This is a genomic window from Streptomyces asoensis (assembly GCF_016860545.1).
Lineage (GTDB): Bacteria > Actinomycetota > Actinomycetes > Streptomycetales > Streptomycetaceae > Streptomyces > Streptomyces asoensis.
In genome coordinates this window covers 24,690-38,430 of record NZ_BNEB01000006.1, presented here as the reverse complement: position 1 = coordinate 38,430, position 13,741 = coordinate 24,690, and the positions used below count along the sequence as shown (strand labels likewise).

7 protein-coding genes and 1 pseudogene are annotated in these 13,741 nt (G+C 65.9%); 2 read left to right on the top strand and 6 right to left on the bottom strand.

Going from position 1 to position 13,741, the window contains the following annotated elements:
- Nucleotides 1-371 precede the first annotated feature (371 nt).
- The 4 genes from Saso_RS36565 to Saso_RS36550 all read right to left on the bottom strand — a co-directional run bounded on the left by Saso_RS36565 (nt 372) and on the right by Saso_RS36550 (nt 6,174).
- The gene (locus Saso_RS36565) at nt 372-578 is read right to left on the bottom strand and encodes a DUF3761 domain-containing protein (RefSeq protein ID WP_229901585.1); all 207 of its coding nucleotides are present in this window, start codon (nt 576-578) and stop codon (nt 372-374) included.
- Between the two features lie 362 nt (nt 579-940).
- Nucleotides 941-2,842, bottom strand: coding sequence for a CYTH domain-containing protein (locus Saso_RS36560; RefSeq protein ID WP_189928003.1), 1,902 nt, complete (start codon nt 2,840-2,842; stop codon nt 941-943).
- A 522-nt stretch (nt 2,843-3,364) separates the two neighbouring features.
- Complete coding sequence (locus Saso_RS36555; protein WP_189928002.1) at nt 3,365-4,777, bottom strand: SAV_2336 N-terminal domain-related protein; 1,413 nt, start codon at nt 4,775-4,777, stop codon at nt 3,365-3,367.
- Nucleotides 4,774-6,174: a VMAP-C domain-containing protein gene (locus Saso_RS36550; RefSeq protein ID WP_189928001.1), complete on the bottom strand. Its 1,401-nt coding sequence runs from the start codon at nt 6,172-6,174 to the stop codon at nt 4,774-4,776. Before Saso_RS36550 ends, Saso_RS36555 begins: the two co-directional genes overlap by 4 nt.
- A gap of 247 nt (nt 6,175-6,421) precedes the next feature.
- Here Saso_RS36550 and Saso_RS36545 point away from each other — a divergent pair, with 247 nt between their 5' ends.
- Nucleotides 6,422-6,847 carry a hypothetical protein gene (locus tag Saso_RS36545; protein WP_189928000.1) on the top strand — a complete coding sequence of 142 codons (426 nt, stop codon included), beginning with the start codon at nt 6,422-6,424 and terminating at the stop codon, nt 6,845-6,847.
- A gap of 4 nt (nt 6,848-6,851) precedes the next feature.
- Here the strand turns inward: Saso_RS36545 and Saso_RS36540 are convergent, their stop codons facing one another.
- Nucleotides 6,852-11,903 carry a hypothetical protein gene (locus Saso_RS36540; RefSeq protein ID WP_189927999.1) on the bottom strand — a complete coding sequence of 1,684 codons (5,052 nt, stop codon included), beginning with the start codon at nt 11,901-11,903 and terminating at the stop codon, nt 6,852-6,854.
- A 479-nt stretch (nt 11,904-12,382) separates the two neighbouring features.
- On the opposite strand from Saso_RS36540, the gene Saso_RS36535 reads away from it, so the two are divergent.
- A complete protein-coding gene (locus Saso_RS36535; RefSeq protein ID WP_189927998.1) occupies nt 12,383-12,709 on the top strand; it encodes an ankyrin repeat domain-containing protein in 327 nt (108 codons plus the stop codon).
- 15 nt (nt 12,710-12,724) lie between these two features.
- Here Saso_RS36535 and Saso_RS36530 read toward each other — a convergent pair.
- A pseudogene (locus Saso_RS36530) lies at nt 12,725-13,466 on the bottom strand (transposase); the annotation flags it as partial.
- Nucleotides 13,467-13,741: the final 275 nt, after the last annotated feature.

The window sequence follows — 13,741 nt, the reverse complement described above, 5'->3', positions numbered from 1 at the left end:
GATAACTGCGTCATCCGCAACACCGTAAACGTCTACACCCGCACCCGCTCAGACGTAAGACACCGGCCATACACAAGAGATCGACCAGCTCAAAGCCCTATGCAACACCCTGCAGGGCGGCGCATGCCGACTTGGCTGTGACGACGGGTGGCTGACACGAATAGGCGGTAGGGGAGATGACACAGCGCTCCACAGGATTGGAAAATGCGCACCACTGACGTGCACTTCGGGCCTTCACGGCCGGCCCCACACCGATCACTGATGCCCGCAGGGCTGGCTGACCGGGCGTGAGTTGGCGCGGCCGGACCCGGCAGCCAGCCACGGCAATGCCTGCACCCGCCCGAGCGGTCGCAGGCAACGGTATGCGTCTGTCAGCGGTACCAGTACTTCACGCCACGGTGGTGGGAGCAAGTGCCGCGGAACGAGGCGCTGTAGGAGTAGGTGCCGTCCTTGCATTTGGCCGTTGCGCCGCGGGGGTGAGGTGAATTCGCCTTGCACACGCCAGTGGTGTGCCGGGCACATGATGCCGCCGCGGCATCAGTGGCGAGGGCCACCGGAGCCAGAAGGGCACCTGCCATGAGCGTCGCGGTCACGGCGCTGCGCAAGGTAGTCAGCATGAAGCTCTCCTCAAGTGTTCGGGAGTTGCGATCATGCGCCGTCGGGCACCTGCCGTCAGGGGAGATCAGCCTGTGGTCACGGGGCTGTGACAGTCGTAGTCGAACTGACGCCTGACGTTCGATCGGCGCGAACGTACAGGCGAGGGAGAGGGCTCCGGCATCGGCCTGTCCCTCGCCCGGGACCTGGCCGTGTCTCTGGGCGGCAGACTCTCCCTTGCCGGCCGCCAGCCCGCCGCCTTCACTCTGCTCGTCCCCATACGCCGACTCGACGGCGGGCCGCCCCATGGCCCCGAGCTGGCCTCCTGAGGGTCCACCCGCTCTCGTCAGTCCTGCCGGGTGGTCCTCAGGTAAGACCACGCGAGGGCGATCAACCCGATGTACCCGGTCATGTTCGCTGTGAAGTCGCGTCCGGTCCAAGGCAGCGTGACGGCGATCGCGGCGATCGCGGAGAGCGCTACGGCGATTCCCCTGTTGCGCCGGGAACTGCCCCGTTCGGCGTGCCTCGTCAAGGCAAGCCAGCCCGCGCAGAGGCTGATGAAGCCGAGAGTCTGAAGGAGTACTGCTGGGATTTGGGAGGACCCCCCGGCCAGAAGACCGTCGTCACCACCCATGCTCATGGCCAGGAGTCCACCGATCAACATGGCCAGGGAGCCCGTGAACCGGAAATACTCCCAGGAGATGCCCCCGGAGGGCACTTGGGCCGGTATACGGTGGGTGCCCCCGGTGGGCTCGTCTAGCACTGTGCTTGTACGCGTCTTGTACCAAGGGGGCTGCTTCCGGAGCCCAAGGTCCACGACTCCTTCGAAGTACTTTGCGCTCGTGAGCTTCCTTACCTCGCCACCGGTGAACTCGCTGCACTTCGATGAGAAGAGAAGCAGGAATGCCAGGTACTGATCGGTCTGGTACCTCTGTGGTGAGTCAGCCTCGTCCTCCACCCCGGTGACCTCACACTCCCGGCGCATAGCGGTGCGGCTACGCCCAGGAGGACGGTAGGTGATCTCGTCGAACTTGAGTTTGACGATGGGTCGGTCTTCCCCCGTGAGGTGCGGCGAGTGCGAATCCGAGAACCGGCGTACCAGCCACGCCTTCCGGCTCACCTGCACTTCGAGGCTCGGTCGAAGCCCCATTCTTTCCAGCGTGTCGTGGAGATCATCGAACGAGGCCGGGGCTGGCGCTTCTGAGACATGCTGATACTTAGTCAGCAAGCTGCAGATGTCCTCCCACTTGGCCCGGATGTCGTCGCTTTCACGGATGGAGGACTCCTCCTGCTTGGACATGAAGGTCGTCGGGGCCCCTCTCTCCTTCAGGCGGCGAAAGGTCAACTGACGGCGCCCCCCTTCCAACCGGATCCTGATGTATGCACCCCGCAAGAAGAGGTTGCGCCCCTTGGTGTCGTAGTACATGTCTTTGATCGTCCGGTTCGCGGCGCGCTGGAACCGATACCCATCGATGAACTGTTCGTTGTGCTCCAACTCGCCCAGCAGGGAGTCGTACTGGTCGTCGTTGCCGAACTGGAGCTTCAACTCCGCCTTCTCCACCGACCCGTTCATGTCGGCATGGATGATCGCCCGCTCGAATTTCGACTGAAACACCTCACGTGCACCGTAATTGACCGCGACCATGCGCTTCATTTCGGCGAGATCGGCGCTCCTGGTCTGGTCAAGCAGCTCGAGTTCGATCCGGTACTCGGGGGTGGAAGGGGCTTCCTTGCCGCGGTATTTGCTCTCGTCCAAACAGAGTTCAACGATGTCGACTCCGTTGCTGCCCAAGATCCAGAGTTCGCGGGTGGTTTCCACCATGTACTGATGATCCAACCCCATGGCCTGCAGGGTGGCAGCAGCGCCGACGCTGTGGACCGCGTACTCGATGTTTGTTCCGACCGTTGCACCGATGTTCTGGGCCGCGAGGATTGTGGCTACCTGGTTCATCACTTCCACCAAGGAACCGTCGCCGGGATTCTCGATCTCCTCGCGCTGGGTCGGACCGCCACTGAGATGCGGACGCTTGAAGGTCACACGGAGCGTGTCTGCCTTCTCACGTATACGCAGTGACCAGTGACGGGCAGCGAGCTGACCCAGTGAATCGAAGTACGTGTCCAGTTGGACTTTTCTCTGATCGCGGCGGATCTCATACGCACCGAAGTGGGACCGCTGCGAAAGATCCTCGCGGATTCGTTCGAACTCGCCTGGCGAGACTTCGAACCGGACCTCAACCTCGACAGCCATGCACACCCCCTGTGAGTGTGAGGAGCAAGCCCTGAAGCGCACCAATGTAGCCGCTGCCTGGCGCGGCCGGGAATAGCTATGTTTCTCACGAAGTCCGTGGGTGAGCAGCGGAGTTGGTGCGCTTGTTGCCCTGAACGGCGCAAACAGACCGCCATCGACGGCGATGCCCACGAACCCCTGTGCGATGCCGCCGTTCTCGCTCACACCTATACCCCAGGCGCGCCGCTTGAGCGACGTCCGAGCCACCCAACTCGCCGGAACACTCGCTATCTCACTACCCAATGCCAACAACCGTCTCAGCTGGATGTCTTGGCGCTGCGTGATCTGGGGCTGTGACAGTAATAGTCGAACTGTCGCCTGACGTTTGATCGGTGCGAACACGCAGACGAAAAGCGAGCCTCCGGGTCGACGTGGTTCGTCGCCGGCGGACGGCGTACAGGGACGCCTGTCGGGAAAGCCCACGTGGTCCATTGCGTTGAGCCGCCGCCGGCCGGACGCAGGAGCGCTGCGGGGAGGCGCTGCCTAGGTGCTGTCGAGCCGTGCGCGCAGGGTGGCGGCCACGGACCGGTGGGCTGTGGTTTCACCGGACAGAGCGGTCAGCAGGGAGTGCTCGATCTCGAGGTAGGGAGCGGTGTGTTCGTTGATGGCGGGGAGTGCTTGCACGGTGGGCTGGCGCATGCGTTCGCTGATGCCTTGAAGAGCTGGTGCGTAGGCTCCGAGGTAGGTGTCGAGCAGTGCGATGGCTCGACGGGTTTGACTGGACTCGCCGATGGCGAGGAGGTTCTGGCGAACCTCGGGCAGGAAGTCGAAGGTGATCTTCCCGTAGTCGTTGGCGACTCCGATGGAGGGCTCCAGGCTCACGAGGAGTCCGCTGGTCAGGACGGCGGACAGGTCGCGGGTGGTGGCTGCGGGGGCCAACTCTGTTGCGATGAGCTGCATGACGAAGCGGTTCAGGGGGGCCACGGCGAGCAGGATGGCCAGGCTGAAGGCATGCTCGGGGGCGGTGGTGTGGAATTCGGCGATGAGCTGGCTGGCGTTAGGTGCGTCGTCCTGGGCGCGGGCGGGGGCGGGGACGACGGCGGTCGGGGGCGCCAACGCCGTGACGGTCAGGGCTTGCTGGTGGACGAGGAAGTCGGTCAGGAGCAGGCGGGTCCACTGGTCGAGCCAGCGTTTGCGGATCTCGAGTACGGGGATCACCACGCTTTGGTCTTGAGCGTCTGCTGCGCCTGCCTGGGCGGTGCTGTCGTGCTCGGTGGGAGCCGTTTCCAGCTGCCCGTTGGGGCACCACTCGTGCACGGCGCGCAGCTGCATGGGCTGTGCGGGGATGCCGGACAGGGACCAGTGGTGGTGCGGCAGGACGTGCAGGATGGCGACGGTGTGCGATGTGGCCCATTGGTACAGGTCCGGCCAGAGCAGACAGCGTTTCCAGGCGGCTCCGACACCGTCGGTCAGCACCAGAGTGATCTTCGAGCGGTCGGGTGAGAAGCGCTCGGCTTGCAACGTTTGGCGGTCCGTGGGGTGGAACAGGTCGTCGCTGCTGGCTGGCCGGCGGTTGCGCATTTCGATGACTTGCACGCTGTGAAAGTGCGGCAGGTCGCGCAGGCATGCAGTGATCGCGTTGGCTGCCGGGTACCAGGCCGTCATGGAGGGGCTGGTGTCGATGACCAGGACCAGGTCCAGGCCGGGTGACGCAGGGGCGTCGTCGGGGCCCTCGGGAGGGTCGTAGATGCTTGCAGCGGGCCGGGTGGGTGTTTCTCCCATCAGGCCCAGCGGACTCAGCGCTGAGGCTGCGTTTTCCACGGGTGCGGCCGTCGGCCAGTGGTCAGGGGCTTCGAGGAAGACGGGATCGAAGGGCAGGGGGCTGCGCCATCGGTGGTCCACGGCGGGGACCGGTGCCGCGGTGATGAGCCACGGCTGCGCGTCGAACAAGGTCACAGGGGTACCACCGCGTCCGGTGACGTGAGTGCTTTGAGCATGGGGCGCGGCTGGTTGGGGTCGTCCCACAGCAGCGTCAGGTCGCTCAGGGGTCCGGTGCCCAGGCTGTCCGACTGGTGCTGCAGTTCGCCCAGGCGGGTGGGCAGGTCGGCCAGGGAGCCTTTGGTGAGGTCGCGCACGTGCTGGCGGAAGGAGCGTGAGGTGCAGTCGCTGCGGTGCCACAGGATTGCCGGTGCTCCGGAGCGGATGCCGTCGAGGAGCTGGCGCCGGCCTTCCTCTCTGTCCGGTGGCGTGTTCAGCACCAGCAGTTGCCCCTGCGCCGACGGGCCGGGCGGGGCCTCAGCGTCGTGGACGCGATCCTGGGTGCCGACGTCGTGTCCTGCGATCAGTTGATCCCACTGCTGTTTCCATGCGGAGTGCGTGGTCTCCAGGCTGTCTCGGTCCAGGCTGCGCACCACGACCCGGTAGCTCGACTTTCCCTCGGCGTTGCGGGCGGGACGGCACCACCGGGCGACCGGCAGGTTGGCCAGCATCAAAGGCAGCCAGAACTCGACGGTGAGCGCGGCCGGACGGCCGATGCCCGCCAGGGACTGCTGCAGGCGCTGGTGGACGTACTGGCCCAGGTCGTGACGGTGTACGCGTTCGTCGCCTTCGCGCATGGGAGGTGATTGTCCGCTTGGGCCGTCCTGATGCCAGACCTGGAGGACGCAGTAGTCCTCGTCCAGTCCGTCGGCCAAAAGGACGAACATGACGCGGCCTGCATTTTCCGTGCGCGGTGCCCCGGGTGTGGCCTTGACGCGGGCGCGGCATCCGGCCAGCTGCTCCTGCAGACCTTGGGACCGGGCGTAGGCATCGGTCCAGGCGCGCAGTTCGTCCTTGTCGGCGGCGTCCAGTGTGGGAGCCAGGTGCTCGAGGAAGACCAGGAAGACGGGCAGGCCGCTGGGCAGTGCGTTGCGCCGCAGCAGATACAGCACCACGCTCCACGCGTCGGTGCAGTGGGCGGGCAGGTGCACGGGGAACGGCTGCAAGCAGGTCCGCGCGATCGTCCGCGCGCTGGTAAGCGCCTTGCCTTCCAGGAGCTGGACGAGCACGTCGAGGTCTTCGTCGCTGAGCCGGGCACTGGCCACGCGCCAGTCCGACAGCACTCTCAGCTGCGCGGCGACTTTGGCATCGCCGGTCACGGTGCCTGCGACCCGTGCGAGGGCGTCGGCGGACTCTGTTGCTTCCCCGTGTTCCATGCACCGTGCCACGATCCACGACAGATGCTCCTGTGCCAGCTGTGTGGTGGATTCGTCGTCGGAGAACGTGCGGTTGAGTGCATGGGCCAGCATTCTCGCCAGCGCTCTGCGGGTGGGGGCATCGGACAAGGACGGTGACGTACACAGCACGTCGACCATGGCCCTCTCCAGCGCCTTGGGCGGCGCCACACCCAGTACGGCACGCCAGTGATGGACTGCCCTAGAGACCCCCATGCCTGCCACCCCCCATGAGCAGACCGCCGTGCTCGTGTCTGCTGTGCAGTCTGGCTGCCCTGTATGACTGTCCGGCTTGCGTGTGGTTGCGACCAAGACACAAATCAGCTGATTTTGACGGTTCGCTGCAATTGCCGGTCACCGTGGTGTGGCCATCGGCGAAAATCAACGCATGGGGGATACGAGTGTCTGGGCCGCCTGGGCCGCCGCGGCAACGAGCCTTGCCACACTGATCGTCACCACCGTCGTGGGAGGCCGCCGGGAGCAGCACCGATGGGCCCGCGAGGCGCTGGCGGATGCGTTCGTGGCGTTCCTGGAAGCCAGTTGGGCGCACTGTGACGTGGTGCGCTCGCTGCCGACACAGGCCGGCACGGAGTCGGCACCGGCGCTGGCCCTCTACCAGGAGATGCGTTCGCAGCTGACGCGGCTGCGGCTGCTGACCTCCGAGGAGGTACTGCGCACGGGGGAAGAACTGCTGCGCTGCCAGCGCCGTGTCCACGACGCCCCGCCCGGGCCCGAGCGGACGGCTGCTATGACCGACGCTTCTGCTCTGCGGCGCTCGGTGGTCGATGCCGCCAAGAAGGAGATGGGTCTGTGATGCGTCAGATGACATAGCGCCCCAGTCTGTCCTCGATACCGATACGAAGCTCCGTCAGCAAGGCTCGTGTCTGAGAAGGCAGCTGCTTCACACTCATTTCCACACTGAGTGATTCCGCTACCTTCGTGAAATACGGATCCGGGCCCGTGGATGTTCGAGGACCTGGGAGCCAGTGATTGACGATATTGCGCACGGACGACGCGAGAATCGGGTCCTCCCGCGCACACAACGCCCCCAGCAAGGGCGCCAACTGCCCCCAGTAGCCCAGGGCTACGAGACGGGCCCGTTCCATGCTGGGGTGCATGTCACCGGTGTCCCGTCCCATCTCCTCAAGCGGACCGGTGATCGCGGCCGCGTCCAGGTCCGGGTCATCCAGCGCGGCCAGCATGCCCAGGTAGCCGATCGCCGTGACAGCGTGGGCTGCCAGCGTCACCTCGACCAGACCGTGGATGCCGTGCGCATGCCGGATGACGGTCTGCTGGTTGTATTCGTCGCCCGCGACCTGCCTGATGAACGGCAGCTCCTCGGGAAGTCCGGCGCTGGCCGCCAGCAGGACGAACTGATGGGCCGCGGGCCCGTCCGCGGTCGACGGCTTCAGATCCCCCAAACGTCTGCGCAGGTCCGGCGCCAGCGACATGGGCTTCACATAGGGCGCGTCGAGCAGCACATCCGCGCTGCCCACCAGGGACAGCAGCGCAGCATCGGGCCCCTCGGAACGCCAGGAACGCAACCGGCTCTGCTCACCGAGGAACAGCGGAATCTCCGCCCGGGGCGGCAGCGCCCGCCGCCAGGTCGTGCACCACGGCCAGTGCAGAGCCTCCTGAGCCAGACCCTGTTGCGCCAGCGCGTGCTGCACGCGCAGCGCCAGACGCCGGCCCGTGTCCTGGTTGAGGGTTTCCGCTGCGCTCACGAAGCTGGACACCGCTTCGACCATCGCCGCATCCATTCCGGTCAGGAACGGCTCCAGCAGCTGTTCCAGCGCTTTGTGTCCCTCGGGGGGCAGACAGTGCACGAAGGCGGCCACCACGGAAAGGGAACGCGCCGATCTCTGCGCGGCAACCTCGGAAAGCAGTTCCACACTCACCACGTCCCGGGCCGCCAGAATGTAATGCGCGGCCATCGCACATACACCCTCATCGCCGAAAACCAGGAGCCGCTTCCACCGCGCGGAATCCATGCCCACCGCATGCAGCGTGCTCTGATCGAGGAGCGCGGCCACCGCTGACGTCGCGCCCTCGCCTGTTCGGCGCGTGGTCACGGCCTGCTGCAGCATCTCTGCCCAGGCGGGGCATTCGGCGAGCCCGGCCCGGAACCGGTACTTCAGCAGGGTCTCCACGTCGCCCGCTGCCGCCAGCTCCTCCAGCACCTGCAGCCGTTCGGCGTTCAAAGCATCCGCGGTCCCGGTGTCAGCCGCGGTACGAAGCGCCTCATCGATGGCGCCGAGCCGCGAGGTGCACCCTGCGGTGTATGCACGCCGACGAATCCGGTCGGGGCGCAGACCCAGCTGTCTCAGAGCCTGCCAGGCCTGCGACACAACCTCCCAGGGCCGGCCCGGGGTGACCTGCGCCCACGCGAAGCCGGCCAGCTCTGCCAGCCGCGCCACCTGAATGCTGCGCAGGGCCCGCACCGTGACCCCGACCTCAGCTCGCGCCCCCTTGCCGGGGTCCAGGAGGGTGCTGACGACGTCCGTCAGACGTGGCGTCGCCCCGGGAACGGACCACTGGTGCATCATCACCAGCCCGTCCAGAGCGGCCTGCGCCGCCTCGCCCGGGCTCTGCGGCAAGCAGGCGATCTTGACGAGGACGTCCTGGGCGGAGGGCACACCGTACTTGGCCAGAGCGTAGGCGGACCGCTTCCATGCCGGGGCGCCGCTGTAGGGAGAGCGCAACACCTCCTGCTGCTGGTGAAGGAAGGCGTGGTGGACTTCTTGCGTACAGCGTTGCGGTGCCGCCTGCAACAGCAGCGCTCCGTACCATGGGCTGGCTTCGACACCCGCCGTCACGACCGCAAGCACACAGCCAGGATCCGTATTCTCGTCGGCGACCAGGAACACGGCCGTGTCCCGCCATCCATGCCGCAGGATGCGCTCCCTCACCAGCGGCACCTGATCGGCCGGGTACTGCTGCAGGGCAATGGCCGCGCAGTAGGCCTGCAGCAGCGGGTCACGGAAGCGGATCCGCTCACCGGACTCCATGATGACGCTGGAATGCACCAGCATCTGCAGCATCTGCTCCAGGTTTAGGGACGATGCGTCCAGCCCCGCCATAGCCCTGTGCAGAACGGCAGTTGCCTGCTCCCGGCTCAGCGAGCCGGCCGAGCCGAGCTCTTCGGCCAGTTTGCCCAGCACCGTCAGCAGACTGGACAAAGGGGCCGAGGCTGCAGCCGTGTGCAGCAGGTGTTCCAGATAGGTGCGCAGCAACCCGCCGACATTCGCGGGAACCTGCCCCGACTCGGCTAAGTGGTGCACCAGCAGCCGCAAAGGATGGGGCTTACCCGCCCAGTCCCTCAGCGCACCCGCAGCAGGGTCGGCGAACAAACGGTTGTCCAACTCCCTGAGCGGGTCCTGCCAGCACTCCGGCAGCCGCCGGCGCAGCACCTCGGTCGCATAGGCGCGCGCGGCACTCTCACGCACCTTGTGAACCACGACAGTCGGCCACTTCAGCACGGCCGGGTGGAAGTCGCCCGCCCGCTGGCACACCAGCAGCCGCAGCCGGGGCTGGTTCGACGAAAGCCGTCTGATCCAGGCAAGAATCTTGCGCTGGTCCTGCTCCGCCACGTCGTGCAGTTCATCGACCGTCAGGTGGACGACACCCAGGGACAGCAGCTGCTCTAGGCGCCGCTCCGTCAGTGCCTGGGCCACATCAGCCAGTTGCAGCAAGAACTTCATGACCGTGCGCTCCCGGCCCTGGCGCTGCTGCAGGAAACTCATGATCTGCTCGGCGGTCGCGTGCAGCGGCAGCAACGCCTCGGGGCAGTCGGTGTCGTGCGTCGCCGTTGCGCGCAGCCGGAACTCACGGGCGATGCGTGACTTGCCGCCCCCGGGTTCCGCGATCAGCATCATGACCGGGCTCTGCGTGAGCAGGGTCAGACAGTCCCGTGCCTGTACGGTCAGCGCGCCGTTGCCCTGGCGTACATGGGGTTCTCCCGGAGCGAGCTGACGCCCTTCCATGTCGATGTAGGCGTCGTCACCCCAGTCGGCGGTCTCCGACTGCCCGGCAGCCGAGAAGCGTTCATGCAGAATGCGCCGGGCCTCCCGCAGAGACCCCGTCGATAATCGCTTGATCACTCTGTTGTGCAGAGCGGGATCCCCTGCCGCAGCAGCCTGAACCAGCAGGCCTTCGGTCACCGGATCACTTTGATCGCCACAGAGCAGGACTTGGGCCGCCAGGTCCAGGTCCTGCCGCGGCCAGTGGGAAAGGGCGCCTTCCGTGCTGAGGAACCCGCAGGCCACACCCGCGGCTGCCGCGGTGACCCGTACACGTTCGGGTTCCTCGAGTGAATCCCACTTGAACGTGCGGCATGCGGAGAGGACCACATGCTGGAAGTAGTGGCGCGACCACGGCGTTTGGCACTCCGAGGGCACCACCGACCAGATGCCGGACCGCAGCCGCCAAAGAATCAGCAGACAGCGAGCCAGGGTCGGATTGTCCTCGGCCGTCGCCTGCTCGAGCATCTCAACGGCTGACGTGAGAGCCGACTCGCTCCAGCTGGGCCGCAGCAGCGTCAGCAGGCCAAGATAGCGCTGCAGACGGACCATGTCCGCAAAAGACAGGTGAGCGGCCATCGCATCGCGCAGGATGCACGTCTCCAGCCACGTGACGTCGGCGAGCGTGAAACCCTCCGGGCTGAAGGTGGCGCTGTCGATCAGATAAGGGACGCGACCGGACAAGATCACATTTCTGGGGTTGAGGTCCCCGTGCACCGCCGTACGCATGCGCGGTTCCGCATCCGCGACCAGAAGAGAATGCAGAGCCCCCAAAGGGTGATCGATCGTCACCCCCTCGAACTGAAGCGTCCGGGAGCTGCCATCCTCGGTGAACCCATTGCCGTCACCGAAGTGCTTGCGGAGGAAAGCCGACCACCGCTCAGCACGCACGGAGGTCAACTTGCCCTGGACCTCCACCGTCTGGCCGGCGCGCACTTTCTTCAGCTGCTCAGGCAGCATGGCGCTGTGGGACAGCTCCACCTGTACCTGCGTTCCATGGAATGTCCCCAGTACCGTGCCGTCCTTGCGGACGACGCCTTCCAGCGTGAAGTCCGCACGCTCGTCCACCCGTAGGGTTCTGCCGGAACCCGGCGGGGACGTAGAACTGCGCAAGACATCCGAGGACGTCGGCCGCGGAAAAGTCTCGCCGGGCTGGGGATTGCCGTACACCAGGCGCAGCCGGGCGCCCGTGCCCTCGATCTTGTCGACGGTGACCTTCAGGTCGTCACCCAGCTCACGGTTTTCTGCTTCGAGGTCGGTGAGCTCGCACTGGGCGGTGTGGTACAGATTGGCCGACAGCGAGTCCAGCACGGTGGAGAGTGTCGTCAGGCAGCTCTCGAGGTCAGCCGGCGCCGGCGAAGTCACAGCAGCAGTGACGAGATCTTCCAGCGCCTCGAGCTCCCCAGGCGCGTGATTCCAGGCGCTGACATGGCGGTACACGACCACGCTGCAGGGCGCCTCCTGGCCGCGGTTGGCGTGTACGCCCTTGCTGACGGCGACGATCGGGACATACAGGGTGGAGTCGAAGGTCTTTTTGAGGGTCTGGTAGGCCTTCCATTCCTTGAGGGCCTCGTCATAGGGCATCAGCTTCGCCGCCTGAAGCGAACTCGCTTTATTTTTGCGTGTCACGAGGATCTTCAGCACGTCTGCTCCGCCACGACCGCCGGACAAGCGGCCGTGCACCTTCACCGACTGGACATCGGCCGGCCACACACCCTGATCCCGGCAGTGCTGCTCGGAGGCATGTGCATCGCTGCTGACGGCGACGCTCAGCAGCGCGTCTTTGACATCGCCCTCTGTATTGTCATCGAAGCCGCAGACGGGATCGAATGTGACCTTCGGCTGCCCCACGCGTCCCCCCGCACACAGGCGCACGGCAAGGACATGCTCCTCAGCGTGCAATAGTGACTACGGGCGGTAGTGTAACGAGGTTCCCATGCCAGGTGGCTCAAATGCCGAATTCTCCCCACCCTGACGTATGCCCTTGATCGGTTGTCATTGCAGGAGAGCAGGCGCAGTCTGTTTTATGTCATCTGAAGGGGTATCACTCGCAGGCGAGTTGACGTGGGTGGATGATGGCGCAACCTGGCTGGATCGGTGCGCCGAATGGAATCCTGCTCCGGTGCGAGGTATGTGATCGGCGTGAAGGGGTGTTGGCCGAAGCGCGCTGCTGGGGCGTCTTCCGTTCGCAGAGGCAGGAGATCCCGCGACCGGCCCTGCCCCACGGCGACGTCGTCGTGACCTCCGTCCCCGCGGGCGGGACGGAGCCGTAGCGGTGCCGGTCGCGGGGGCCCTATGTCCTTCGTCAAGATGCCGTGATGATGGCTGGCATGACGGATGAGGTTCAGGGCTTGGGTCGTGAAAGCCGCGAGGGGTGGACGCCGCTGCACTTCGCGGCGGACGAGCAGGATGCCGCGGCTGTCGGCTCTCTCCTTGCTGCGGGTGCGGAAGTGGATGCCCCCGACGAGCAGGGCAATACGCCGTTGTGGCAGGCGGTGTTCACACATCGAAGTGATGGCGCGGTGCTGTCGCTGCTGGTCAATGCCGGCGCCGATCCGGACATGGACAACCTTCATGGCGTGAGCCCGCGGCGCCTTGCCGGCTGGCGTATAGGTTCAGACGTCGCGGTGCATCTCGGGGATCGTCCTGTCTCGTAGTGCAGTTTCCGCAGGTCACGCGACTTTGGCGGGCTGCGGCTCATAGAAGGTTCCGTCACGGGGGACGGCGAAGGGGACATCGGCTCGGCGGCGGGCGAGGCGGAGCAGGGCCTGTGTGTGGTGCTTGCTGTGGCTGATCTTCTTGTCGTGGTGGGCCCGGGACGCAGAGTCGCCCAGGGCGGCGAACACCGAAAGGAAGGAGGCCTTTTGAACTGCTTGTTTCCTCGTCTGGAGGGCTGTTCGCCGCGGATCGAGGAGCCCGAGCTCCGGGTCATCGGGGCGAGGTCTGCGTAGACGGCGAGGTAGCCGGCGGTCGGAAAGGTGCTGCCGTCGCCGACCTCGATGAGGATCCTGGCTCCGGTCCTACGCCGACTCCCGGCATCGACGTGAAGACCTTCGCAAGAGAGTGGACTTCCACGAGTTCCTCTATCCGCCCGGCCAGCAGCTTGCGTTGGTCAAGCACGGCCATTAGGGAGGCGGCCAGACCCGGGACAACCAGCGCGGCCGCCTCGGTCCCCGGAATGGTGACGCTCTGCTCGTCCAACGCGGTGAAGATCTCGTCGACCAGTCGCTCGGCTATTCTCGGCGCCTTCGGCCGCAGCAGGGTGACCAGCCGCCGACAGCCGGCCTTGCGGATCTGGGCCGGAGACCCGAACCGTTCCAGCAGGGTGAGGACGGCCGGGTGCTGCAACCACGGCCCCAGCACCCGTTCCAACGACGGGTGGATCTGGGTCAGCAGGCCGTGCAGCCGGTTGGCTGGCGGATTTCCGATCCGCCTCCTCGCGCTGCCAGTTCGCACCTGAATTAAGGGAAGCCGTTGCCTGCGCAGTCGCTCCCACATCAGGGGTGCGGAGCCGCGGTGCAGGCGCCTGCTGGCCGGAGATTCTTGCGAGGATCTTCTCCGCCGTCTTGGGCGCTGCCCCCGCAGGAGGAACCGGGCTGGATAGTCGCATCACAGGCCTGTGACCAGCGCGTTTTGCGTGTAATGCGGCGTGATCATGTTCACTTGACCTTGCGAAATCTTGTGGATGT